The sequence below is a fragment of the Streptomyces sp. NPDC008150 genome, from assembly GCF_042956945.1.
In the GTDB taxonomy this organism is placed as follows: domain Bacteria; phylum Actinomycetota; class Actinomycetes; order Streptomycetales; family Streptomycetaceae; genus Streptomyces.
Genome location: NZ_JBIBHJ010000001.1, coordinates 616309 through 639443 on the forward strand (window position 1 = coordinate 616309; position 23135 = coordinate 639443).

Annotated in this window: 21 protein-coding genes; 6 read left to right on the forward strand and 15 right to left on the reverse strand. The window is 72.7% G+C overall.

Annotated features, from left to right (window positions below):
* Positions 1 to 51: 51 nt before the first annotated feature.
* The 6 genes from mmsB to ACFZA0_RS02655 form a co-directional block, all read right to left on the reverse strand.
* Complete coding sequence (mmsB, locus tag ACFZA0_RS02630) at positions 52 to 1296, reverse strand: multiple monosaccharide ABC transporter permease (protein ID WP_391010042.1); 1245 nt, start codon at positions 1294 to 1296, stop codon at positions 52 to 54.
* On the reverse strand, positions 1293 to 2843 hold the full coding sequence (gene mmsA / locus ACFZA0_RS02635) for a multiple monosaccharide ABC transporter ATP-binding protein (RefSeq protein ID WP_391010045.1): 1551 nt from the start codon (positions 2841 to 2843) through the stop codon (positions 1293 to 1295). Before mmsA ends, mmsB begins: the two co-directional genes overlap by 4 nt.
* 36 nt (positions 2844 to 2879) lie before the next feature.
* Complete coding sequence (chvE, locus tag ACFZA0_RS02640) at positions 2880 to 3992, reverse strand: multiple monosaccharide ABC transporter substrate-binding protein (protein ID WP_391010048.1); 1113 nt, start codon at positions 3990 to 3992, stop codon at positions 2880 to 2882.
* A gap of 6 nt (positions 3993 to 3998) precedes the next feature.
* Positions 3999 to 5009: a hypothetical protein gene (locus ACFZA0_RS02645; RefSeq protein WP_391010051.1), complete on the reverse strand. Its 1011-nt coding sequence runs from the start codon at positions 5007 to 5009 to the stop codon at positions 3999 to 4001.
* Between the two features lie 118 nt (positions 5010 to 5127).
* Positions 5128 to 6150, reverse strand: coding sequence for an alcohol dehydrogenase catalytic domain-containing protein (locus ACFZA0_RS02650; protein WP_391010054.1), 1023 nt, complete (start codon positions 6148 to 6150; stop codon positions 5128 to 5130).
* On the reverse strand, positions 6147 to 7304 hold the full coding sequence (locus tag ACFZA0_RS02655; protein ID WP_391010056.1) for an enolase C-terminal domain-like protein: 1158 nt from the start codon (positions 7302 to 7304) through the stop codon (positions 6147 to 6149). Before ACFZA0_RS02655 ends, ACFZA0_RS02650 begins: the two co-directional genes overlap by 4 nt.
* A gap of 393 nt (positions 7305 to 7697) precedes the next feature.
* On the opposite strand from ACFZA0_RS02655, the gene ACFZA0_RS02660 reads away from it, so the two are divergent.
* Positions 7698 to 8528, forward strand: coding sequence for a hypothetical protein (locus ACFZA0_RS02660; RefSeq protein ID WP_391010059.1), 831 nt, complete (start codon positions 7698 to 7700; stop codon positions 8526 to 8528).
* A 46-nt stretch (positions 8529 to 8574) separates the two neighbouring features.
* On the opposite strand, the gene ACFZA0_RS02665 is transcribed toward ACFZA0_RS02660, so the two are convergent.
* Positions 8575 to 9009 carry a MarR family transcriptional regulator gene (locus ACFZA0_RS02665; RefSeq protein WP_391010062.1) on the reverse strand — a complete coding sequence of 145 codons (435 nt, stop codon included), beginning with the start codon at positions 9007 to 9009 and terminating at the stop codon, positions 8575 to 8577.
* Positions 9010 to 9129: 120 nt separating this feature from the next.
* On the opposite strand from ACFZA0_RS02665, the gene ACFZA0_RS02670 reads away from it, so the two are divergent.
* The 3 genes from ACFZA0_RS02670 (at position 9130) to ACFZA0_RS02680 (ending at position 11530) form a co-directional block, all read left to right on the forward strand.
* The gene (locus ACFZA0_RS02670; RefSeq protein ID WP_391010065.1) at positions 9130 to 10152 is read left to right on the forward strand and encodes a zinc-binding dehydrogenase; all 1023 of its coding nucleotides are present in this window, start codon (positions 9130 to 9132) and stop codon (positions 10150 to 10152) included.
* Between the two features lie 120 nt (positions 10153 to 10272).
* Positions 10273 to 11088, forward strand: a complete 816-nt coding sequence (locus ACFZA0_RS02675; protein WP_391010068.1) for an EI24 domain-containing protein — start codon at positions 10273 to 10275, stop codon at positions 11086 to 11088.
* Between the two features lie 67 nt (positions 11089 to 11155).
* Entirely contained in the window at positions 11156 to 11530 is a 375-nt protein-coding gene (locus ACFZA0_RS02680) for a DUF2568 domain-containing protein (protein WP_391010071.1), read from the forward strand.
* Positions 11531 to 11556: 26 nt separating this feature from the next.
* Here the strand turns inward: ACFZA0_RS02680 and ACFZA0_RS02685 are convergent, their stop codons facing one another.
* On the reverse strand, positions 11557 to 12174 hold the full coding sequence (locus ACFZA0_RS02685; RefSeq protein WP_391010074.1) for a TetR family transcriptional regulator: 618 nt from the start codon (positions 12172 to 12174) through the stop codon (positions 11557 to 11559).
* A gap of 107 nt (positions 12175 to 12281) precedes the next feature.
* On the opposite strand from ACFZA0_RS02685, the gene ACFZA0_RS02690 reads away from it, so the two are divergent.
* Positions 12282 to 14723, forward strand: a complete 2442-nt coding sequence (locus ACFZA0_RS02690; protein ID WP_391010076.1) for a glycoside hydrolase family 3 C-terminal domain-containing protein — start codon at positions 12282 to 12284, stop codon at positions 14721 to 14723.
* Positions 14724 to 14820: 97 nt separating this feature from the next.
* On the opposite strand, the gene ACFZA0_RS02695 is transcribed toward ACFZA0_RS02690, so the two are convergent.
* Positions 14821 to 15795, reverse strand: coding sequence for a galactose-1-epimerase (locus tag ACFZA0_RS02695; protein WP_391010079.1), 975 nt, complete (start codon positions 15793 to 15795; stop codon positions 14821 to 14823).
* A gap of 77 nt (positions 15796 to 15872) precedes the next feature.
* Positions 15873 to 16757 (reverse strand): SGNH/GDSL hydrolase family protein, encoded by an 885-nt coding sequence (locus ACFZA0_RS02700; RefSeq protein ID WP_391010082.1) that lies wholly within the window; start codon positions 16755 to 16757, stop codon positions 15873 to 15875.
* Positions 16758 to 17067: 310 nt separating this feature from the next.
* On the opposite strand from ACFZA0_RS02700, the gene ACFZA0_RS02705 reads away from it, so the two are divergent.
* Positions 17068 to 17562, forward strand: a complete 495-nt coding sequence (locus tag ACFZA0_RS02705) for a DUF3145 family protein (RefSeq protein WP_391010084.1) — start codon at positions 17068 to 17070, stop codon at positions 17560 to 17562.
* Between the two features lie 55 nt (positions 17563 to 17617).
* On the opposite strand, the gene ACFZA0_RS02710 is transcribed toward ACFZA0_RS02705, so the two are convergent.
* The 5 genes from ACFZA0_RS02710 to ACFZA0_RS02730 all read right to left on the reverse strand — a co-directional run bounded on the left by ACFZA0_RS02710 (position 17618) and on the right by ACFZA0_RS02730 (position 23111).
* On the reverse strand, positions 17618 to 19228 hold the full coding sequence (locus ACFZA0_RS02710; protein WP_391010087.1) for a translation initiation factor 2: 1611 nt from the start codon (positions 19226 to 19228) through the stop codon (positions 17618 to 17620).
* Positions 19229 to 19401: 173 nt separating this feature from the next.
* A complete protein-coding gene (fabF, locus tag ACFZA0_RS02715) occupies positions 19402 to 20673 on the reverse strand; it encodes a beta-ketoacyl-ACP synthase II (protein WP_391010090.1) in 1272 nt (423 codons plus the stop codon).
* A gap of 121 nt (positions 20674 to 20794) precedes the next feature.
* Positions 20795 to 21043: an acyl carrier protein gene (locus ACFZA0_RS02720; protein ID WP_057583001.1), complete on the reverse strand. Its 249-nt coding sequence runs from the start codon at positions 21041 to 21043 to the stop codon at positions 20795 to 20797.
* A 101-nt stretch (positions 21044 to 21144) separates the two neighbouring features.
* On the reverse strand, positions 21145 to 22176 hold the full coding sequence (locus tag ACFZA0_RS02725; protein ID WP_391010094.1) for a beta-ketoacyl-ACP synthase 3: 1032 nt from the start codon (positions 22174 to 22176) through the stop codon (positions 21145 to 21147).
* A 23-nt stretch (positions 22177 to 22199) separates the two neighbouring features.
* Complete coding sequence (locus ACFZA0_RS02730; protein ID WP_391010096.1) at positions 22200 to 23111, reverse strand: acyltransferase domain-containing protein; 912 nt, start codon at positions 23109 to 23111, stop codon at positions 22200 to 22202.
* Positions 23112 to 23135: the final 24 nt, after the last annotated feature.

Sequence of the window (23135 nt, forward strand, 5' to 3'; positions counted from 1 at the left end):
GCTGTCGAGGGGCCCCGCCCGCCATGGGGCGGGGCCCGGAAGCGGACCTGACTATGAACCGACCTTGCGCTTGTTCCACACGTCGAAGCCGACCGCCGCCAGCAGGACCAGGCCCTTGATGACCTGCTGCCAGTCGGTGCCGATGCCGACGAGGTTCATGCCGTTGTTCAGCACGCCCAGGACCAGACCGCCGATGATCGCGCCGAGGACGGTTCCCACGCCGCCGCTCATCGACGCGCCGCCGATGAACGAGGCGGCGATCGCCTCCAGTTCGAAGTTGACGCCGGCCTTGGGCGAGGCCGCGTTGAAGCGGGCGGCGAAGACCAGTCCCGCCAGGGCCGCGAGCACGCCCATGTTCAGGAAGACCAGGAAGGTGGTCTTCTTGTCCTTCACGCCCGACAGCTTGGCCGCGGGCAGGTTGCCGCCGATGGCGTAGATGTGCCGGCCGATGATCGCGTTGCGCATCACGTAGCCGAAGCCCGCCACCAGCACACCGAGGATCAGCAGCACGATGGGCGCGCCCTTGTAGCTCGCGAGCAGCATCGTGACGACCAGGACGGCCGCGACGAGCGCCACGATCTTCAGCACGAACAGCCCGGCCGGCGGCACGTCGAGGGCGAACTCCCGCTGCCTGCGCCGGTCGCGGAACTCCTGGAAGACCACGAACGCGATGAGCAGCAGCCCCAACAGGAGTGTCAGATTGTGGTAGTTGGTGTTCGGCCCCACCGAGGGCATGAAGCCGTTGGCGACCTTCTGCAGACCGTCCGGGAACGGGCCGAGGGTCTGGCCCTTGAGGACGATCTCCGTCAGACCGCGGAACAGCAGCATCCCGGCGAGGGTGACGATGAACGACGGTATGCCGCCGTACGCGATGAAGAAGCCCTGGAGCGCGCCCGCGGCGGCGCCGAGCAGCAGGCACAGCAGCACGGCGAGCGGCCAGGACATCTTGTGGTTGACCATGAGGACGGCCGCGACCGCGCCCACGAAGGCGGTCAACGACCCGACGGACAGGTCGATGTGGCCCGCGATGATGACCAGCATCATGCCGATCGCGAGGATCAGGATGTAGCTGTTCTGGAGCACCAGGTTGGAGACGTTGCGCGGCAGCAGCAGGTCCCCGTTGGTCCAGATCGCGAACAGGACGACGATCAGTCCGAGCGCGAAGAGCATGCCGTACTGCCGCATGTTGCGGCGCATGCCTTCGAGGATCAGGCCGAGCAGGCCGCCGCCCGCGCCTGAGGAGCCGCCGCCCGGTGGTGCGGCGGCCGGGCTCTTGTCGGTCACATCGGTGCTCATCGCGTTACCTCTTTGTCCTTCGTCATCTGACGCATCAGCACTTCCTGCGTGGCCTCGGACCGCGGCACCTCGCCGGTCAGCCGCCCGGCGGCCATCGTGTAGATGCGGTCGCACATGCCGAGCAGTTCGGGCAGCTCGGAGGAGATGAAGACGACCGCCTTGCCCTCGGCGGCCAGCCGGTCGATGACCGTGTAGATCTCGTACTTGGCGCCGACGTCGATGCCGCGCGTCGGCTCGTCGAGGATCAGCACGTCGGGACCGGCGAAGATCCACTTGCTGAGGACGACCTTCTGCTGGTTGCCGCCCGACAGCTTGCCGACCGGTTCGAAGACCGTCGGCGCCTTGATGTTCATCGACTTGCGGAAGCCCTCGGCCACCTGGCGTTCCTCGTGCTCGTCGACCAGGCCCCGTGTGGCGACCTTGCCGAGCGCGGTGAGCGAGATGTTGCGGCCGATGGTGTCGATGAGGTTGAGGCCGTAGTGCTTGCGGTCCTCGGTGACGTACGCGATGCCGTGCTTGACCGCCTCCGCGACGGTCTTCGTACGGATCTCCGTGCCGTCCTTCAGGACCGTGCCGCCCGCGTAGCGCCCGTAGGCGCGGCCGAAGACGTTCATCGCCAGCTCGGTGCGGCCGGCTCCCATCAACCCCGCGATGCCCACGATCTCGCCGCGCCGCACGGTCAGCGACACGTCGTCGACGACCTTGCGCTGCTGGTCGATGGGGTGGTGCACGGTCCAGTTGCGGATCTCCAGCGCGGGGGCCGTGCCCTCCTCGGGCTCGTGCGGGGTGCGCTCCGGGAAGCGGTGGTCGAGGTCGCGGCCGACCATGCCGGAGATGATGCGGTCCTCGGTGGTCTCCGCCGCCTTCACGTCGAGGGTCTCGATGGACCGCCCGTCGCGCAGGATGGTCACCGAGTCGGCGACCCGGCGGATCTCGTTGAGCTTGTGGGAGATGATGATCGAGGTGATGCCCTGCTTCTTCAACTCCTGGATGAGTTCCAGGAGTTTGCCGCTGTCCTCGTCGTTCAGCGCCGCGGTCGGCTCGTCGAGGATCAGCAGTTTCACCGACTTCGACAGGGCCTTCGCGATCTCGACGAGCTGCTGCTTGCCCACGCCGATGTCGGCCACGCGGGTCTGCGGATGCTCGTCGAGGCCCACCCTGCGCAGCAGTTGGGACGCGTGCCGCAGTGTCTCGTTCCAGCTGATGAAGCCGCGGGTGGCGTGCTCGTTGCCGAGGAAGATGTTCTCCGCGATCGACAGGTACGGCACCAGGGCCAGTTCCTGGTGGATGATCACGATGCCGTGCTCTTCGCTCGCGCGGATGTCCTTGAAGCGGCAGACCTCTCCCTCGAAGAGCACCTCGCCCTCGTAACTCCCGTGCGGATGCAGGCCGGAGAGCACCTTCATCAGGGTGGACTTGCCGGCGCCGTTCTCCCCGCAGATGGCGTGGACCTCGCCCTGGCGGACCGTCAGGGTGACGTCCGACAGTGCCTTTACGCCGGGAAAGGTCTTGACGATCGAGCGCATTTCCAGGACGGGTCCCGCCATGGTCGTGCCTTCCAATCACTCGTAGCGGGAGGGGAGTTACTTGAGGTCGGCCTCGGTGTAGTAGCCGCCGTCGATCAGGACCTGCTGGTAGTTCGACTTGTCGACGCTCACCGGCTGGAGCAGGTAGGCCGGGACGACCTTCGCGCCGTTGTCGTACGTCTTGGAGTCGTTGACCTCGGGCTTCTTGTCGTTGAGGACGTCGTCGACCATCCCGGCGGCGACGTCGGCGAGCTTGCGGGTGTCCTTGTAGACGGTCTGCGTCTGCTCGCCCGCGATGATCGACTTCACCGAGGCGACCTCGGCGTCCTGACCGGTGACCACCGGCAGCGGCTTGCTCGCGGAGCCGTAGTCGTCGGACTTCAGCGAGGACAGGATGCCGATCGAGATGCCGTCGTACGGGGAGAGCACCGCGTCGACCCGGTCGCTCTTGTAGGACGAGGTGAGGATGTCGTCCATGCGCTTCTGCGCGGTGCCGCCGTCCCAGCGCAGCGTGGTGACCTGGTTCATCGCGGTCTGGCCGGACTTGACCACCAGCTGCTTCTTGTCCATGTACGGCTTGAGGACGTTCATCGCGCCGTTGAAGAAGTACTTGGTGTTGTTGTCGTCGTTGGAGCCGGCGAACAGCTCGATGTTGAACGGGCCCTTCTTCGACCCGTCCTTCAGGCCCAGCTTCTCCAGGATGTAGTTGCCCTGGAGCTCGCCGACCTTCTCGTTGTCGAAGGACGCGTAGTAGTCGACGTTCTTCGTGTCGAGGATGAGACGGTCGTAGGCGATGACGGGGATCTTCGCGTCGGCCGCCTGCTGGAGGACGTTGTCCAGGGACTTGTTGTCGATCGCGGCGACGATCAGCGCGGACACACCCTGCGTGATCATGTTCTCGATCTGCGAGACCTGGGTGTCCGGGTCGTCCTCGCCGAAGACCAGCTTGGTCTTGTAGCCCTTGGACTTCAGGTCCTTGACGACGTTGTTGCCGTCGGCGATCCAGCGCTCCGACGACTTGGTCGGCATCGCGATGCCGACCGTGGACCCCTTGGCGTCCTTCTTGTCGTCCTTGCTCCCGCCCTCACTGTTCTGCCCGCAGGCGGACAGCGCGAGGGCCAGGGACGCGGCGGTGGCGACGGCGGCGAGAGCGGCTCTCCGGTTGCGCATGATGCATCAGTCCTTGTTCGTCTCGTCGTTCACAGTGGTGCGCCCCTGGGTCGGGGCCGCGGGGAAGCGGTGCAGCGGGCCGGGCAGCCGCGATCCGAGCGGCGCCATGCCGCCGTCCGCGCCGTGCCGGGCGAGCAGGTCCAGGGCGAGACGGCCGCGCCGTACCCGCTCCCGGGCGGTGTCCAGGGCCAGGTCCCGCAGGTGGGTGCCGTACGGGTAGATCCCGTTCGCCCGGGACAGGCCGAACTTCAGGTAGAGCGGTGCGCCGCGCCGGATCAGCTCGGCGACCTCGTACATCCGGACGTAGCCGCCGAGGTCGTCGGGGGCCTCGATGTACATGTCCATGGGCGCGGCGGAGACCCGCCGGATCTCGGTGAGATGGTCGAGCGTCAGGTCGCTGGGGACGTTCACGGAGTCCGCGCCGAGGCGTTCGAACAGCGCGTAGGAGGCCGGGTTGACCGGTCCGATCAGCGCGGACACCTTCAGCGTGGTGTCCGCCGGGACGATGCCGGCCTCCCGCGCCCGGTGCAGCGTCCACAGCACGCCCTCGTCGGCGACGAGCAGGCAGGTGACGCCGAGCGAGGTGGCCCGGATGGCGTCCTCGACGCACCCGGCGACCGCGTCGTGACCGCGTGCCCGCAGCCCCGCGCCGCGCGAGTCGCTGCGCACCGAGCCGCCGATGTCCCACGTGCCGCGCGGCCCGGTGAACAGGCACAGCTCGATGCCGCGCTCGGACGCGGCGCCGACCATCTCGGTGATCTCGGCGTCGGTCAGCATCCACACGCCGCTGCCCTGGCTGATCCGGTGGATCGGCACGTCGAGCCGCGCGGACTCCTTGAGGACGACGGCCAGCGCCTCGGGGCCCTCGCACGAGGGGATCTCGGTGCGCCACTGCCCGCCGCCGGGGAAGGCGTGCGGCGAGGCGTCGGCGGGGGAGAGGTCGGGCGCGCCCAGGCCGAGGGTGGTGAGCGCCTGCTCACCGGGCCTGCGGGCCGCCGTGGCGGAAGCGTCGGTCACAGCTGTCCTTCTTGTTCGGTATTTCGGACGAGGTTCGCGGTCCGGGGTACGGGCCGGTGCGGACGCGCGCCGGCACGGAGCTGTCAGGGGGCTCCGCGCCGGCGCGCGGACCGGACCGTCACGGCCGCAGCAACACCTTTCCGACCTTCGGGTCGCCGGCCCCCACCAACTCGATGGCCTGCGAGAACGCGGTGAGCGGCAGTTCGTGCGTCACCAGGGGCAGCGGGTCGAGCAGCCCGGCGGCGAACACCCGCACCGTGTGCGCCCAGGCGTCGGGAGGCGCCCCGAAGACGGTGTGCACCTCCAGCTGGCGCACGACGAGATCGGTGGGGTCCAGGCCGTCCGCACCCGGCGCCGGAATGCCCGTGAGGACCAGGCGTCCGCCGCGCCTGAGCAGGGAGGCAGCGGTGCGCGCGGCGGACGCGGACCCGGCCGTCTCGATCACGACATCGATGTCGGCCGGGAGATCCTGGTTCCGGGTACGGAAGGCGGTGGCCCCGAACTCCCGTGCCAGCTCCGCCCGGTCGGGCCGGGTCCCGACCACGAGCAGCTCGGCGGGGGAGACCGCGCGCAGGAACTGCACCGCGAGCATCCCGAGCGTCCCGGTGCCCACGACGGCGACCCGCGCGCCCGGCCGGGCACCCGCCTTGAGCGCGGCGGCGGCGACGCACGCGGCCGGCTCCAGCAGGGCCGCGGCCGTCAGGTCCGCGCCGTCCGGCAGCACGTGCAGCAGCCGCGCCGGAAGCGTCAGCGTGCCCGCCATGGCGCCCGGTTCGGTGAACCCGGTCTCCTCGTAACCGGCGGTGCACAGCGTCGTCTCACCGGCGTGGCACCGCTCGCACACCTGGCAGTTGCGGAAGCCCTCGCCGACCACCTTGCGGCCCAGCAGGCCGGCCGGTACGCCCGCGCCCACCGCGCACACCGTGCCGGACCACTCGTGGCCGGGGGTGAGCGGGTAACGCACGTACCCCTCGGGCCTGTTGCCCTGGTACACCTCGCGGTCGCTGCCGCAGACGCCGACCGCGTGCACGGCCACCAGCGCCTCGCCCGGCCCCGGTTCGCGGGACTCGTGCGCGACCAGCACGTGCCGGCCGGGCGCCTCGACGACGACGGCGGAGCCCGCCGCGCCCGCGGTGCTCACCGGTCCGCCTTCGGCCTGCGCTGCTCCCAGCCGTCCGCCCAGAGGTCGAACCGGGCCTGCTGCTGCGGGAATTCGGCGGCGGCGTCCACGTCCAGCTCGACGCCGAGACCCGGCGCGTCGGAGAGGTGGAAGTAGCCGTCGACGACCTCGGGGGCGCCCTTCACGACCTTCTTGATCTCCGCGTCCGCGAAGTCGTTGAAGTGCTCCAGGATCTTGAAGTTCGGCGTGGAGAAGCCGACTTGGAGGGATGCCGCGGTGAGCACGGAACCGCCCACGTTGTGCGGGGCGACCAGCACGTAGTGCGCCTCGGCGGTGGCGGCGAGCTTGCGGGTCTCCCAGATGCCGCCGATGTGGCCGACGTCCGGCTGGATGATGTCGACGGCCTGGCTCTCGAACAGCTCGCGGAACTCGATCCGGTCGTGGATGCGTTCGCCCGTCGCCACCGGCAGGTCGACCTTCGCGGCGACCTTCTCCAGCGCCTTCAGGTTCTCCGGCGGCACCGGCTCCTCCAGCCACGCGGGCTCGAAGGGCGCGAGGTCCCGCACGAGGCGGACCGCCGTGGACGGCGAGAACCGGCCGTGCATCTCCAGCATCAACTCGGTGTCGGGACCGATCGCGTCGCGCACCGCCTCGATCAACGAGACGGAGTAGCGGGTCTGTTCGTGGTCCAGCTCGAAGTGGCCGGTGCCGAACGGGTCGATCTTCAGCGCCCGGTAGCCGCGCGCCACGACCTCCCGCGCGGCCTTGTGGTACGCCTCCGGCGTGCGCTCGGTGGTGTACCAGCCGTTCGCGTAGGCCTTGACCCTGTCGGTCACCCTGCCGCCGAGCAGCTGCCACACGGGCACGCCGAGGGCCTTGCCCTTGATGTCCAGGCAGGCCATCTCGACGACCGCGATGCCCGACATCACGATCTCGCCGGCCCGCCCGTAGTCGCCGTACTTCATCCGGCGCACCAGGTCCTCGACGGCGAACGGGTCGGAGCCCACAATGTGATTGGCCTCGGCCTCGCGCAGGTACCCGATCAACGCGTCGGTGTGGCCCAGCATCCGGGTCTCGCCGACACCCGTGAGCCCTTCGTCGGTGTGCACCTGGACGTAGGTCAGGTTCCGCCAGGGTGTCCCGACCACGAACGTGCTGATTCCGGTGATGCGCACGGCAGTTGCCCCTCGCTGCTTCTTCCGCGCCGCGTCGGCCCGGCGCTCGTGTTCGAGATTTCGTCACGCGTTCGAAATGCTGGCGTGACAGTAGGGAGCCCGCGCGGGGGGTGTCAATGGGTCGGGCACATAACGGTTTCGGCAACGGTTTCGCGGGGCTGTCCGGTGCCGGAGGGCGGTGCCGGCGGCCGTCCTGCCCGTGGGGCGCACGGGGCGCGAGGGGTTCGGGGCGGGGGACGGAAGGGGCGGACGAGGGCGAACGGACACGCGCGGGGCCCGGAACAAAGCGCGGGAACGGGCCGGTTCGGGACGTGCCGCCGGGGCCGGTTCCTCACCCGACCTTCACATCGGTCACTAGGCATCCCCCCTCCCGCGCCTTACTCTTCCCGCGTCATGGACTACTGCGACCCCTGCCGACGGCACCTCAACGGAGCCCTCGTCTGCCCGGGATGCGGCGCCCCGGCCTCAACACCCGTCGAGGGCGCGGGCGTTGTCCCTCCCGTGCGCCATCACGCCTCGCGCGGCCCCCGTGCGGGCGGCCGCGCCGCGCGGCGCGGCAGGGTGCCCGCCGGCCCGACGGCGCACGGGGAACAGGGCGAGGGTGAGGGCGCGGACGGCGGACCGGCCGCGTCGGGCACCCACGGCGCGCACGGCGGTGCCCGGCGCGCCGGGGTCGCGGGCACCGGCCGCCGTGACCGCAGGGCGGCGCACCGGCGCCGCCGCCGTCGCGCGCTGTGGATCGTCGCGGGGTTCGTGCTGGCGGCCGGCGGGCTGAGTCTCGCCGAGCTCGGCACCGACGCGCCGGCGCCCACCACGCGTTCGGCGACCGCCGGAGAGGTGGCCGAACCGGCGGCGGCCACGCCGTCACGGGCCGCCGCCACGAAGAGCGCACGGCCCGCGCCGAGCGCGAGCGGCACCGCCGACGGGAGCGCGGCGCCGTCCACGGCGGCCGCCGCGGACGCGGCCACGGCGTCCGGTGGCGCGAAGTCGCCCACCCCGGCCGCCACCCGGACCCGCGGCGGCTCCGGCGGCTCCCACGGCGGGACCCGCGCACCGGCCACGCCCTCCGCGCCCGCCACGGGCGACTCGGCCCCGGCCACCGGGACCGCGAGTCCCCCGGCGACCCCGACGGGCACGACGTCCGCGCAGCCGAGCGCGACGGCCACGACCGCGCAGCCGGCGCCGTCCAGCACGTGCCGGCGGTTCCTGTGGTGGTGCTCGTAGCGTCAGGGGTCGAGGGGCGGCTCGACCCGGCACGCCCCGGCCGGATTCACTCCTCCAGCATGCGCCGCAGCAGGTCCCGCAGGACCGACCGCTCGTCGTCCGAGAGCCCCGCGAGCGGTGCGCGCGCGAAGCGGAGGGAGCCGCGCAGTCCCGCCGCCACCCGGCGCCCCTCCTCCGTCACCGCGGCCAGCTTCACCCGGCGGTCGGCGGGATCGGGCCGCCGCTCCACGAGACGGCGTGCCTCCAGCCGGTCCACGATGCCCGTGACGTTGGAGGGCTCGCACTTCAGCCGCTGCGCGAGCCTGCGCATCGGCAGCGGCTCCAGGGACAGCAGGCTCAGCAGCCGCGCCTGCGCGCCGGTCAGCGAGTGCTCGGCGGCGGCCGCCTCGTAGTCCTCGTGGAACTTGGCCACGACGTCGCCGATCAGCTCGACGACCTCCAGGGAGAGCGTGTCGGGGCGGGTTCTGTGCGGGACGGCCATGGGCTTCATGGTACCCACTTACTTGACTTCCTGAAATATTCAGGAGCATGGTTGTTTCAGGTAGTGAAGCAATTGCGCGGCCGCGGCACGCCCCCGGTCGCGCCACAGAGAAGGGTCTCCATGTCCGACACCGCCGCACTCCCCGCCGTCAGCCGCGAATGGCACCTGCTCCAGCGCCCCGAGGGCTGGCCGAAGCCCGAGGACTTCGCCCTGGTCGAGGCCGAGGTCCCGCAGCCGCGCGAGGGCCAGGTCCTGGTGCGGAACGAGTACCTCTCGGTGGACCCGTACATGCGTGGCCGCATGAGCGCCGCCAAGTCCTACGTCGCCCCCTTCGAGCTGGGCAAGGTCATGCAGGGCGGCGCCGTCGGCGAGGTCGTCGCCTCCCGTGCCGAGGGCGTCTCCGCCGGTGACCACGTGCTGCACTTCGGCGGCTGGCGCGAGTACGCCGCCGTCGACGGCAAGCAGGTCGTCAAGGTCGACGCCGACGCGGCGCCGCTGTCCACGTACCTCGGTGTGCTCGGCATGACCGGCCTGACCGCGTACGCGGGCCTGCTGCGCGTCGCCTCCTTCAAGGAGGGCGACAGCGTCTTCGTGTCCGGCGCGGCCGGCGCGGTCGGCAGCCAGGTCGGCCAGATCGCCAAGCTGAAGGGCGCCTCCCGGGTCATCGGCTCGGCCGGCTCCGACGAGAAGGTCAAGCTGCTCGTCGAGGAGTACGGCTTCGACGCCGCGTTCAACTACCGGGACGGCGACGTCCACCGGCAGCTGCGCGAGGCGGCCCCCGACGGTGTCGACGTCTACTTCGACAACGTCGGCGGCGACCACCTGGAAGCCGCGATCGGCTCCCTGAACCGGGACGGCCGCATCGCCGTCTGCGGCATGATCTCCGTCTACAACAACACCGAGGCGGCACCCGGCCCGCGCAACCTCGCGCGCCTGATCCAGACCCGGGGCCGCATCCAGGGCTTCCTGGTCGGCGACCACAACGACCTCCAGCCGCAGTTCGTCGACGAGGTCGGCGCGTGGGTGCGCTCCGGCGAGCTCAAGTACCGCGAGACGTTCGCCGAGGGCATCGAGAACAACCTGGAGGCGTTCCTCGGGGTCCTGCGCGGCGACAACACGGGCAAGATGATCGTCCGCCTCTGACGGCGGTCCCCGGGACTCGTCCCGGTTCGTCCCGCGGTGGCCCGGCCGGTCCGCACCGGCCGGGCGATCCGTCGCGGCCCTGTCCGTCATGTGCCCGTCATGGGCACTAGAGTTCCCGTCATGCGTGATCTCGGGGCGGGGTTCGGCTATCTCCTCAAGGGCCAGCGATGGGTGGCACGGCACGGCAGGCAGTACGGCTTCGGCCTGCTCCCCGGGCTGATCACCCTGGTCCTGTACATCGCGGCGCTCGTCGCGCTGGCCGTGTGGGGCGAGGACGCGGTCACCTGGGCCACCCCGTTCGCGGACGACTGGTCGTGGGCGGGCGTCTTCCGCGGCCTGCTCACCGCCGTGCTGTTCGCGCTCAGCCTGCTGCTCGCCGTGCTGACCTTCACCGCGGCCACGCTGGTGATAGGGCAGCCCTTCTACGAGAGCCTCAGCGAACGCGTCGACCGCGACGTCTCCCCGGACGGCACCGCGCCCGAGTCGGGCCTGCCGCTGTGGCGCGACCTGTGGATCTCCGCCCGGGACAGCCTGCGCATCCTGGTGCGCGCCCTGATCTGGAGCGTGCTGCTGTTCGCGCTCGGATTCCTGCCGGTCGTCGGCCAGACGGTGGTCCCGGTGATCGGCTTCTTCGTCACCGGCTTCTTCCTCACCGAGGAACTGGCCGGCGTCGCGCTCCAGCGGCGCGGCGTCCAACTCCGCGAGCGTCTGGCCCTGTTGCGCTCGCGCCGCACCATGGTCTGGGGCTTCGGCACCCCGCTCGGCCTGGCCTTCCTGGTGCCGTTCGTCGCCGTTTTCCTGATGCCCGGCGCGGTCGCCGGTGCCACGCTGATGGCCCGCGACCTGATGGGCGAGGAGACCACGGCGGGAGCGCCCGACGGCTCCGGGGACGCCGACGGCGCCGACGGCAGGGCCTCGCTCCGCAAGCCCGTCTGATCGCAACTCCGCCCGCGCGCGCGGAAATCGGGGCGGGCGCCACGTCCGGCGGGCCATACTCCGTGGCATGACGACCGTGAACGCCGGGCGGGCCTCCGGGGCGGCGAAGGCCGCCCGGGGCGTGAACCTCGGCGTGCTGTTCCTGATCGAACTCGCCGCTCTCGCCGCCGTGTCCTACTGGGGCTTCACCCGGGACGTGCGCACCCCGGCGGCCTGGCTGCTCGGCCTCGGCGCACCGGCCGTACTCGTCGTGCTGTGGGCGCTGTTCGGCTCGCCCGGGGCGTCGCACAAGACGCGCGGCGCGGTCCGGGTCGCCTTCGAGGTGCTGTGGTTCGGGGCCGGGGTGGCCGCGCTGCTGCTCGCCGGGGCGCCGGTGCCGGCGCTGGTACTGGCCGGTGTGGTCGTGCTGAGCAAGGGCCTCGCGGTGCTCTGGCATCAGTAGTCAACCGGAGCCCGCAGCACGGGAGTTCAGCTCCCGCTGTCGCCTCCGGCGTCGCGGTCGCGGTCGCCGTCGCCGTCGCCCAGCAGTGCCTGGAAGTCGCGGAACGCGGCGGGCATGTCCACCGCGTCCGGGTCGAGCAGCCACTGGTACTGGAGGCCGTCGAGGACCGCCACCAGCAGGGGGGCCGCCCGTTCCGGGGCGAGGCCGCACGGCAGCCGGTCGCCGTACTCGGCGCGCAGTGCCGTCGCCATCCCCTCCCGCACCCGTGTGTAGCGGCCGGTGAAGAAGTCCCGCGCGGGGTGCCCCTCGGTGACGCTCTCGCCGAGCAGGGCCGAGAAGGTCTGCACGATGCCGGGCCGCATCGCGTTGTACTCGACCAGCGTGGCGAGCAGTTCGGGGCGCCAGCCGGTGGCCGGTATCGAGTCCCAGCGGTCGCGCTCCTCCAGGACGGCGACGAGCAGCGCCTCCTTGGACGGGAAGTGGTGCAGCAGCCCCTGCTGGGTCAGCCCGACCTTCTCCGCCACCGCCGCCAGGCTCGCGCCGCGGAAGCCGCGCTCGGCGATCACTTCGAGCGTCGCGCCGACGATCGCGTCCCGCCGCTCCTCGCTCCTGACCCTGCCGTTCATGGCGTCACCGTACGTCATCCGGACGCGTCCGAACCGCGCGGAAGTAACGTCGGGGTCACGAAACCTACCGACTTACAGGTCGCCGGTGCAGGATGGGAGGCCGGACTCAACGAGGAGGCACCTCCATGGCGGGAAAGCGCCCGACCCCGGCCGACCGGGCCCGTGAGGCGGTCGTCGAGACGGCTCTCGGCAAGCTCGACCTGGACGCCAAGACCCGGCTGCTGGCCGGCCGGGACATGTGGGCCCTGCCCGCGCTGCCGGAGATCGGCCTCGGCCGACTGGTCATGTCGGACGGCCCGATCGGCGTGCGCGGCGTCCGCTGGAGCGCGGACGACCCGTCCGTGGCGCTGCCCTCGCCGACGGCGCTGGCGGCCACCTGGGACCCGGAACTCGCCCGCCGGGCCGGGGTGCTGCTCGCCCAGGAGGCCCGCCGCAAGGGGGTCCACGTGCTGCTCGCGCCGACCGTGAACCTGCACCGGTCGCCGCTCGGCGGGCGGCACTTCGAGGCGTACAGCGAGGACCCGTACCTCACCGGGAGGATCGGCGCGGGGTACGTGCGAGGCGTGCAGTCCGGCGGCGTCGGCACCACCGTGAAGCACTTCGTCGCCAACGACGCGGAGACCGACCGCTTCACCGTGGACAACCTCGTCGGGGCGCGCGCCCTGCGCGAGCTGTACCTCGCGCCCTTCGAGCACATCGTCGCCGAGGCGGCCCCCTGGGGGATCATGACCGCCTACAACACCGTCAACGGCACCACGATGACCGAGCACCGGTACCTGGTGAACGAGGTGCTGCGCGGCGAGTGGGGCTTCGACGGGTTCAACGTCTCCGACTGGACCGCGGCCCGCTCCACGCTCGGCGCCCTGCGCGGCGGTCTCGACGTCGCGATGCCGGGCCCCCGCACGGTCTACGGCGAGGCGCTCGCGGCCGCCGTGCGCGGCGGCGACGCCACCGAGGCCGAGGTCGACGAGGCCGTGCGCAACGTCCTGCGCCTGGCAGCCCGGGTCGGTGTCCTCGACGGCGCCGAACCCGTGGTCGCCGCACCGCCCGCCGAAGTCGACGGCCCGGCGCTGGCCCGGGAGATCGCCCGCCGCGCCCTCGTCCTGGTGCGCAACGAGGACGGGATCCTGCCGCTGCGGCCCGGCGGCACCGTCGCCCTGTCCGGCGCCGCCGCCCGCGACGCGCGCTTCCTCGGCGGCGGCTCCGCCACCGTCTTCCCCGACCACGTCGTTTGCCCGCTCGACGGCCTCACCGCGGCCCTGCCCGAGGGCAGCCTCACGTACGCGGTCGGCGCCGACCCGAGCGGCGAACTCGCCGTCGCGACAACGGGGTTCGAGCTGCGCGCGATCTGCCGCGACAGCGCGGGCGAGGTCATCGGCACGGCCGGCTCGCCCAGCGGCCAGATCCAGTGGATGGGCGACGACCTGCCCGACGGGGTCACCCACGAGACCCTGCACACCGTCGAGCTGACGGGCACCTTCACCCCGCGCGAGAGCGGTCCGCACACCTTCGGGATCAAGGGCTTCGGCCCGTTCCGGCTGTCCGTCGACGGGACCACCCGATTCGACGGTGAGCAACTCGCCGACGAGGGCGATCCGTTCGGCGGGATCTTCGGCGCCCCGGTGCCGCGCGGCGAGGTGGAGCTCACCGCGGGCGAGCCCGTCGAGGTCTCCCTCACCCATGTCGTCACCTCGCCCGAGCGGATGCCGCTGAAGGTCGTGGTGTTCGCCCTCGCGCACCAGGAACCCCCGCGCGACGAGGACGAGTTGATCGCCGAGGCGGTGGCCGCGGCGCGTGCCGCCGAGACCGCGGTGGTCGTGGTGGCCACCACCGACCGCGTCGAGTCGGAGGGCTTCGACCGGACGGACCTGCGGCTGCCCGGCCGCCAGGACGACCTGGTCCGCGCGGTCGCCGCCGCCAACCCGCGCACCGTGGTCGTCGTCAACTCCGGCTCCCCGGTGGAACTTCCGTGGCGCGACGACGTCGCCGCGGTCCTGCTGAGCTGGTTCCCCGGCCAGGAGGGCGGCGACGCCCTCGCCGACGTCCTCACCGGTGCCCACGAACCGGGGGGCCGGCTGCCCACCACGTGGGGCTCCCTGGCCGACGCCCCGGTCACGCGCGTGACCCCGGAGAATGGTGAACTGCCCTACACCGAGGGCGTGTTCATCGGCTACCGCGCCTGGGAGAAGGAACGGCGCACCCCCGCCTACCCGTTCGGCCACGGCCTCGGCTACACCGACTGGACGTACGAGACGCTGGAGGTCACCGGCACCACCGCGACGGTCCGCGTCCGCAACTCCGGCGCCCGGCCCGGCCGTGAGGTGGTGCAGCTCTACGTCGCGCCCACCGCCCCGGACGCGGAACGCCCGGCCCGGTGGCTGGCCGGCTTCGCCGTCGTCGGGGCGGGGCCGGGCGAGAGCGCGGAGGCCGTGGTGGAACTGCCCCCGCGGGCGTTCGAAACCTGGGACGAGGCGGCGAATTCGTGGTCGCGTGTGAAGGGTTCGTACGAGATCGCCGCCGGTCGCTCGGTCTCCGACCGTCGCCTGCGCACGACGATTACCGTCTGAGCGGGACTCTCGACCCCCTCGTACAGCCCCGGCCCGGACCTGACACCGGACCGGGGCTCGTACGTCCCGCGGACCCGCGCCGGGCGGGCCCCGCCGGTCAGCGCGTCGAGAAGCCGTACACCGTCGTCGAGCGGTACACCTCGCCCGGCCGCAGCGAAGTGGACGGGAAGTCCGGGCGGTTGGGCGAGTCCGGGAAGTGCTGCGTCTCCAGCGCGACGCCGTCCCCGGGCGCGAACGGGGCGCCCAGGTGGTCCGCCGTGTAGAGCTGCACGCCCGGTTCGGTCGTCGCCACCGTCAACACCCGCCCCGACACGGGGTCGTGCAGCTCGGCCGCCTCGACGGGGGAGTCGGTCACGCCCTTGTCGAGCACGAAGTTGTGGTCGTAGCCGGGGCCGGCCGCACGGGCCGTGCGGAAGTCGAGACGCGAGTCCGTCACGTCCCGCAACTCGCCCGTGGGGATGAGCTGTTCGTCCACCGGCGTGTACCGCGAGGCGTCGATGCGGACCTCGTGCCCGGCGGTGCCGGGCCGGCCGCCCAGCGCGAAGTAGCCGTGGTTCGTCAGGTTCACCACGGTCGGCGCGTCCGTCACCGCCTCGTACGCGATCCGCAGCGCCCCGTCCGCCTCCAGCGTGTACGTCGCCGAGACCTCCAGGCGGCCCGGGAAACCCTCCTCGCCGTGCGGGGAGACCCGCGACAGCCGCACCCCGTGCTCCATCTCCGTCACGTCCCACACCCGCTTGTCGAAGCCGTGCGCGCCGCCGTGCAGCGAGTTGCCGCCCTCGTTCGGGGCGAGCGCGTACGTGTGGTCGCCGAGCGGGAAGCGGGCGCCGCCGATGCGGTTCGCGTACCGCCCGACCAGGGCGCCGAGGAACGGCTCGTGGTGCTTGAGGTAGTCGTCGAGGGAGTCCAGGCCGAGCACCACGTTCGCGGTCCGCCCGGCGCGGTCGGGCACCTCCACGGACTGCACGATCCCCCCGTACGACAGGACCCGCACGCGCACCCCGGCCCGTTCCAGGGTCCAGCGGTGGACCTGCGTGCCGTCGGGAAGCGTGCCGAAGAGTTCGCTCTGCATGATCGACACCTTAATTCACCCCCTTGCGAAACTCTGACGTGCGGCTTCCGGCCGGGTGAGCCCCGCCGCCGTCCGGCTCACGCCCCGCGGCGCGTCACCCCGCGGTACGCGATCTCCGCGAGCCTGGCCTGTCCGTCCCGGCTCGGGTGGAACCAGTCCCAGCGGCTCAACTGGCCGGTGCCGAACCGGTAGTCGAAGACCGCTCCGCCGTCGAAGCGGCACCGCCGGTCGGCCGCGCACACCTGCCGCAGAACCGTGTTGTACTCCTGGACCCGGGTCAGCACCGCCGCCCGTCGCGCGGTCGCCGCTGCGTCGAGGTCGTCCGCGTCGCCCAGCATGGACGGGCAGATGCCCAGCTTCCACACCTGCTTGCCCAGCGCGTTGGTGCGGCCCTGGGACCACAGCCGCTTCAGGTTCGGCACGCTCGCCACATACACCTCGGTGCGGGGCCGCGTGGCGCGCAGCGTGCGCAGCGCCTTCTCGAACGAGGCGCGGAAGTCGGTCACCGGCGTCATCGACGCGGTGTTCGCGCGGCACGCGTCGTTGGCGCCGGCCATCACCGTCACCAGCGCCGGGTCGCGCCTCGCGGCCTTCGCCACCTGGCCGGGCAGGTCCGCCATCCGGGCGCCGGTCACCGCGTAGTTCCAGCTGTGCGTGGCCGCCCGCGACCTGCCGAGCAGCCGTACGGCGAGGCTGTCCACCGCCGTGCTGGAGCCCGTCGCCCACGACACGGACGGGCAGTCCGACAGGATCGAGCACGCGTCGAAGCCGCGGGTGATGGAGTCGCCGACGGCCGCGACCGAGTCCGGGCCGGTGTCCCACACGGGAGTGGGGGCCGGGGCCGGCCGGGCGCCGGTGTGCGTGGCGGGCGGGCCGTCACCGCCGCAGCCCGCCACCCCGATCAGGGCCGCGGCGGCCACGACGGAGAGCAGTCCTCGCACCCGGTGGTTCGGCTTCCGCATTCCCGGTGGTCCCCTCGGTCGTCCGCTGTGGTCGTGCGCCGTGCCCTCGTGCGCCGTCGGTCCGCCCGCGCGGCGCGCGGAGCGCGACACGGCCTCCACGAAGGTCGACGCGCGGGGGTTCCCGACGGGCCCGAACGTGCCCGCCCGGCCCGTACAGGCGTCCCCCCGGGTGAATGCCGGGCGTTTCACGGCCCCGGGACCGACGGTACGTCACACTCCTTGCGCCGTCGCACGGTAGCCTCGCCCCGTGGCCGCCCCGCCACTGCCGTTCACTTAGTTGCATGATGTCCCGCTCAGCCCGGAGGTCCCGGTGACGACACGTGGAGTTCTGTACGTGCACTCCGCGCCGCGCGCGCTGTGCCCGCACGTTGAGTGGGCCATCGCCGGGGTGCTGGGGACGCGCGTCAACCTCGACTGGATCAGGCAGCCCGCCGCGCCGGGCACCTGGCGCTCGGAGTTCTCCTGGCAGGGCCAGGTGGGTACCGCGTCCAAGCTCGCCTCCGCGCTGCGCGGCTGGCAGCTCCTGCGCTTCGAGGTGACCGCCGAACCGTGCCCCACGGCCGAGGGCGAGCGCTACAGCTGCACCCCCAAGCTCGGCATCTTCCACGCCGTCACCGGCATGCACGGCGACATCCTGATCCCCGAGGACCGGCTGCGCGCCGCCCTGACCCGCTCCCAGCGCGGCGAGACCGACCTGGAGGCCGACCTCGCCAAGCTCCTGGGCAAGCCCTGGGACGACGAGCTGGAACCCTTCCGCTACGCCGGCGAGGGCGCCCCGGTGCGCTGGCTCCACCAGGTGGTCTGACCCCTCCCGGCTCCGCCCGCCCCCCCTTCCGGCTCAGCCCCGTCCCGTTCCTCGCTCAGGACGCCGCGAGGCCGTCCTCCCGCCGGTCTTCCGGCCCCTCCCCGCCGCCGAGCAGCGCGTACATCGCGGACTCCGGCAGTGCCGGGTTGGCCGCCGCCGCCCCGCGCAGTTCCCCGTCGTCGAGCAGGGCCGACAGCCGCGCCGCGGGCAGCCGCGGATGGCGGGCCGCCGCCGCCCGGACCGCCGGGGCGGTGTCGCGGGTGAGGCGGTCGGCGGCGGCCGGGGCGAGACCGGGGTCCAGGGTGGCCAGCAGCCGTACGTCCGGCTCGTCCGCGGCGGCGAACCGCGCGCCCAGGCCGGCGACCGGGAACCGCGGGTTCTCCGTGAGCAGCCCGCGATGCGCGCCCGGGTGCTCCAGGTAGGCGCGCAGCAGGAGTTCCGGCGGCGCCGCCGGGTGGTTGTGCGCGAGCAGCACCCGCACCCCGAGGTCGTCGTCCCGCGCGAGCAGGGCGGCCAGGGGTGCCGGGAGGGCGGGGTCGCGCGCGGCGCGGCGGCGCAGCAGCGGGTGGCGCGAACGCGCGTGCGCGGCGGAGAGGGCCGGGTCGGGGGCGGGGTCCTCGTGGTGCGGGAACGGCCCGAAGTCCTCCCCGGTGTCCGTCGCGTGGTCGATCGCGGCGCGCTCGTCCTCGCCGAGACCGGGCCGCACGGAGATCTCGGTGCGCACGCGGACGTCCGGGTCGTGCGCGAGGGAGGCCACGAGGCCGGGTGCGAGGTCCTCGCGGCGGGCCACCTCCCGCCTCACCCGCGGATCGGGGTCACCGGCCAGCACGGCGACGACGTCCGGCGGGGTGGTGCGGTTGTGGGCGAGCATCCACGCAGCGCCGGGGAGGCCGCTCTCCAGCACGTGGTCGACGACGCGCCGGGACAGCCGGAACTCGACCAGGGCCAGGGCGGTCGCGTGCGACGCCGTGAGCGGGAAGGGGCCGAGCCGGGCCTCCACCGCCTCGGCGTCGTCCTGGGAGAACCGCGTGCGGGCGCTCTCGCGCACCTCCGCGTCCGGGTCCGCGAGGAGGGCGGCCCGCTCGTCCTCCGACAGGTGTTCCCATCTGCCGGCGGCCAGGCGCCGGACCCGGGGCGAGGGGTGCGAGCCGTAAGCGCGCCGGACGCGGTACGGGATCTGTCCGGAGACGATCAGCTCCGCCACGCTCTCGTCGTCGTACGTCGTGAGCACCCGGTCGATCACGTCGTCCGGCAGCGGCCGCACCGGGCGCGCCCCGGCGGGCAGGGGGTGGTGCGCGCGTGCCGGGCTTCGCGTCGCGGCGGCCGTGTACGTGCCCCGGGGCGGCCCGCACAGCAGGGCGCGGACCAGCGGGTCGGGGTCGTCCACCAGGAGCCCCCGTGCCGCCGGGTCCACGTGCGGATTGCGGGCGAGTGCCGCGCGGACGTCCCGGTGGGGGTGCGCGACCACGGCGGCGAGGACCCCGGGCGGGAACTCCGCCCGGCGGCGCGCCAGCGCGGGCCACGCCCCCGCGTGCTCCGGCCGCAGCAGGCGCAGCAGCAGGGCGGCGGGCGCGGCGGGGTTCAGGGCGAGACCGCCCGGCGCCGTGGTCGCGCCCACCGCGCCGGGTCGGTCGGACTCCCGCGTGCGGCGGCCTGTCTCCGTCATGCCGTGGTCCGTCATGCCGTGCGTGCCTCCGTCGTGCGTCGTGCGCCGTCCGTCGACGGGACGTCGGAGCGTAGTGGGCGCGCCGGCGCCGGGCCCCGGCGGACGCGGAAGGGGCCCCACCGCGGGGTGGGGCCCCTTCCGCACGCGGAGGGCGGCCGGGCCGCCCGAGCGGGTCAGACCGTGCGGAACGCCAGGACCACGTTGTGGCCGCCGAAGCCGAACGAGTTGTTCAGCGCGGCGATCCGGCCGTCGACGGGCAGCTTGCGCGCCTCGCCGCGGACGACGTCGGCGTTGGCCTCCGCCTCCGGGTCGAGGTTGTCGACATTGATGGTCGGCGGGGCGATGCGCTGGTGCAGGGCCAGCACGCACGCCACCGACTCGATGCCGCCCGCGCCGCCGAGGAGGTGACCGGTCATCGACTTCGTCGCGGAGACCGCCATGTGGTCCGCCTCGTCGCCGAACACCTTGCGCAGCGCCTTGAGTTCGGCGACGTCGCCGGCCGGGGTCGAGGTCGCGTGCGCGTTGACGTGCACGATCTCCCGCGGGTCGAGGCCGGTGTTGTCGAGCAGGTGCTGGAGCGCGGCCGAGATGCCGCGGCCCTCGGGCTCCGGCTGCACGATGTCGTGGCTGTCGGCGGAGATGCCCTGGCCGACCGCCTCCACGTACACGCGGGCGCCGCGCTTGGCGGCGTGCTCGGCGGACTCCAGGACGACGACGCCGGCGCCCTCGCCGAGGACGAAGCCGTCCCGGGCGACGTCGTAGGGACGCGAGGCGCCCTGCGGGTCGTCGTTGTTCTTCGACATCGCCATCATGTTGCCGAACGCGGCGATGGGCAGCGGGTGGATCGCCGCCTCCGTACCGCCGGCGACGACCACGTCGGCGCGGCCGGTGCGGATCATCTCGATGGCGTAGCCGATCGCCTCGGCGCCCGACGCGCACGCGGAGACCGGCGTGTGCACGCCCGCACGGGCGTTCACGGCCAGGCCCACGTTCGCGGAGGGGCCGTTCGGCATCAGCATGGGGACGGTGTGCGGGGAGACGCGGCGGACGCCCTTCTCCTTCAGCACGTCGTACTGGTCCAGCAGGGTCGTCACGCCGCCGATGCCGGAGGCGATGACGGTGCCGAGCCGGTCCGGGTCCACGGTGCCGTCCTCGCCCGCCTTCGCGGTGAAGCCGGCGTCGGCCCAGGCTTCCTTGGCCGCGATCAGCGCGAACTGCGCCGAGCGGTCCAGGCGGCGGGCCTGCGGACGCGGGATGACCTCGGAGGGGTCCACCGCCGCCTGCGCGGCGATACGGACCGCCTGGTCGGCTGCCCACTCCTGTTCGAGGGGACCGACGCCGGAACGTCCGGCGAGCAGGCCCTCCCAGGTAGAGGCCGCGTCGCCACCCAGCGGTGTGGTTGCGCCGATACCGGTGACGACCACGGTGCGATTGGTCGGGCTCACGGGAATTCCTTCTCCAACGGATGCGAGGACTGAACGGCGCCACCGCCGGGTGGCGGGGCTGTTGTCCGCGGACCGGGCCCCAGGGCCCGGTGCCGGACGCTCAGCCCAGGTGATCGGACGATCAGGCCTGGTGCTTGAGGATGTAGCTGGTCGCGTCGCCGACCGTCTTGAGGTTCTTGACGTCCTCGTCGGGGATCTTCACGTCGAAGCGCTCCTCGGCGGCGACGACGACCTCGACCATGGACAGCGAGTCGACGTCCAGGTCGTCGGTGAAGGACTTGTCCAGCTGGACGTCCTCAACCGGGATGCCGGCGATCTCGTTGACGATGTCGGCGAGACCGGCGACGATCTCTTCCTGAGTGGCGGCCATGTCAGGCGCTCCTTCGTAGATATCCGGGGTTGTGGCGCCCGCCGCGTCGGCGGCAGGTGATGCGGTACCCGTGCCGGACCAGGTGATCCGGCACGGAGTGCCTAGGGGAGGGTAACGACCGTCGCGGCGTACACGAGACCCGCCCCGAAGCCGATGACGAGCGCGGTGTCGCCGCTCTTCGCCTCGCCGGTCGCCAGGAGCCGCTCCATCGCGAGCGGGATCGAGGCGGCCGAGGTGTTGCCGGTGGTGCGGATGTCACGGGCGACCGTGACGTGCTCCGGCAGCTTGAGAGTCTTCACCATCGAGTCGATGATCCGCACGTTTGCCTGGTGCGGGATGAAGACGTCCAGTTCGTCCGCGGTGATTCCGGCCGCGTCCAGCGCCTGCTGGGCGACCTTCGCCATCTCGAACACGGCCCAGCGGAAGACCGCCTGGCCCTCCTGCGTGATCGCCGGGAACTTGATGTTGCCCTTGCTGTCCAGGGGCAGCTCGGCGACGTCGCCGACGTGGAAGCGGTCCCAGGTCACGGTCTGCTTGATCGTGTCGGACTTGTCGCCCTCGGAGCCCCACACGGTCGGGCCGATGCCCGGCTCCTGCGCGGGACCCACGATCACGGCGCCCGCGCCGTCGCCGAACAGGAAGGCCGTCGCGCGGTCCTCCAGGTCGGTCAGGTCGCTCAGCCGCTCCACGCCGATGACGAGGACGTACTCGGCGGAACCCTCGACGACCATGCCCTTGGCGAGGGTCAGGCCGTAGCCGAAGCCCGCGCAGCCCGCGGAGATGTCGAACGCGGCGGCCTTGTTCGTGCCCAGCTTGTCCGCGATCGACGTCGCCACGGCCGGTGTCTGGGTGAAGTGCGAGACGGTCGACACGACCACCGCGCCGATCTGCTCGGCGTCGATGCCCGCGTCGGCGATCGCCTTGCCGGCGGCCTCGATCGACATCGCGGCGACGGTCTCCTCGGGGGAGGCCCAGTGCCGCGTCTCGATGCCGGAGCGCGAACGGATCCACTCGTCGGACGAGTCGATCGTCTCCAGGATCACCTCGTTCGGCACCACCCGGACCGGGCGGTAGCCGCCGACGCCGAGAATGCGCGCGTACGGGGCCCCCTTGCTGGGCTTGATCTTCGACATTGTCGGGTCGGCTCCTTAGGGGGTCAGGCGTGCTCGGAGAGGAGGGCGCGGGCCGCGTCGAGGTCGTCGGGCGTCTTCAGCGCCAGCGTCTTCACACCGGGCAGCGCGCGCTTGGCGAGGCCGGTGAGGGTGCCGCCGGGGCAGACCTCCAGCAGCGCGGTGACGCCCAGCTTCTGGAACGTCTCCATGCACAGGTCCCAGCGGACCGGGTTCGCGACCTGGCCCACCAGCCGGGCCACGACCTCGGCGCCGGAGGCGACCGTGCCGCCGTCCTTGTTCGAGACGTACACGGTGCGCGGGTCGGCCGGAGCGAACGATTCCGCCGCTTCCGCCAGCCGCTCGACCGCCGGGGCCATGTGGTGCGTGTGGAACGCGCCGGCCACCTTCAGCGGCACGACGCGCCGGACGCCCTCGGGCTTGTCCTCGTTCAACGCGTCGAGTTCCGCGAGAGTGCCCGCGGCCACGATCTGGCCGGCGCCGTTCACGTTCGCCGCGGTCAGGCCGAGCTTGTGCAGGTGGGCCGTCGTCGTGTCGGGGTCGCCGCCGAGCAGCGCCGACATGCCGGTCGGGGTGACCGCGGCGGCCTCGGCCATGGCCAGCCCGCGCTTGCGCACGAGGGTCAGGGCGGCGGTGTCGTCGAGCACGCCCGCGAGGGCGGCGGCGGTGAACTCGCCGACGCTGTGGCCGGCGACGGCGCCGGGGGCGACGTCGCCGAGCGCGGCGGCGGACAGCAGACCGGCCGCGACCAGCAGCGGCTGCGCCACCGCGGTGTCACGGATCGCGTCCGCGTCGGCCTCGGTGCCGTAATGGGCGAGGTCCAGCCCGATGGCGTCCGACCACGCGGCGACGCGGTCGGCGGCACCGGGGAGTTCGAGCCAGGGGGTCAGGAAGCCGGGCGTCTGGGCGCCCTGGCCGGGAGCGACGAGTACGAGCACTCTCACACTCTCTCTTGGGTACGG

Bases quoted from the DNA above. Each gene is read 5' to 3' on its own strand.
- mmsB (WP_391010042.1), bottom strand. From the start codon at position 1,296: ATGAGCACCGATGTGACCGACAAGAGCCCGGCCGCCGCACCACCGGGC.
- mmsA (WP_391010045.1), bottom strand. From the start codon at position 2,843: ATGGCGGGACCCGTCCTGGAAATGCGCTCGATCGTCAAGACCTTTCCC.
- chvE (WP_391010048.1), bottom strand. From the start codon at position 3,992: ATGCGCAACCGGAGAGCCGCTCTCGCCGCCGTCGCCACCGCCGCGTCC.
- ACFZA0_RS02660 (WP_391010059.1), top strand. From the start codon at position 7,698: ATGGACTACTGCGACCCCTGCCGACGGCACCTCAACGGAGCCCTCGTC.
- ACFZA0_RS02665 (WP_391010062.1), bottom strand. From the start codon at position 9,009: ATGGCCGTCCCGCACAGAACCCGCCCCGACACGCTCTCCCTGGAGGTC.
- ACFZA0_RS02670 (WP_391010065.1), top strand. From the start codon at position 9,130: ATGTCCGACACCGCCGCACTCCCCGCCGTCAGCCGCGAATGGCACCTG.
- ACFZA0_RS02675 (WP_391010068.1), top strand. From the start codon at position 10,273: ATGCGTGATCTCGGGGCGGGGTTCGGCTATCTCCTCAAGGGCCAGCGA.
- ACFZA0_RS02680 (WP_391010071.1), top strand. From the start codon at position 11,156: ATGACGACCGTGAACGCCGGGCGGGCCTCCGGGGCGGCGAAGGCCGCC.
- ACFZA0_RS02685 (WP_391010074.1), bottom strand. From the start codon at position 12,174: ATGACGTACGGTGACGCCATGAACGGCAGGGTCAGGAGCGAGGAGCGG.
- ACFZA0_RS02690 (WP_391010076.1), top strand. From the start codon at position 12,282: ATGGCGGGAAAGCGCCCGACCCCGGCCGACCGGGCCCGTGAGGCGGTC.
- ACFZA0_RS02695 (WP_391010079.1), bottom strand. From the start codon at position 15,795: ATGCAGAGCGAACTCTTCGGCACGCTTCCCGACGGCACGCAGGTCCAC.
- ACFZA0_RS02700 (WP_391010082.1), bottom strand. From the start codon at position 16,757: ATGCGGAAGCCGAACCACCGGGTGCGAGGACTGCTCTCCGTCGTGGCC.
- ACFZA0_RS02710 (WP_391010087.1), bottom strand. From the start codon at position 19,228: ATGACGGAGACAGGCCGCCGCACGCGGGAGTCCGACCGACCCGGCGCG.
- ACFZA0_RS02720 (WP_057583001.1), bottom strand. From the start codon at position 21,043: ATGGCCGCCACTCAGGAAGAGATCGTCGCCGGTCTCGCCGACATCGTC.
- ACFZA0_RS02725 (WP_391010094.1), bottom strand. From the start codon at position 22,176: ATGTCGAAGATCAAGCCCAGCAAGGGGGCCCCGTACGCGCGCATTCTC.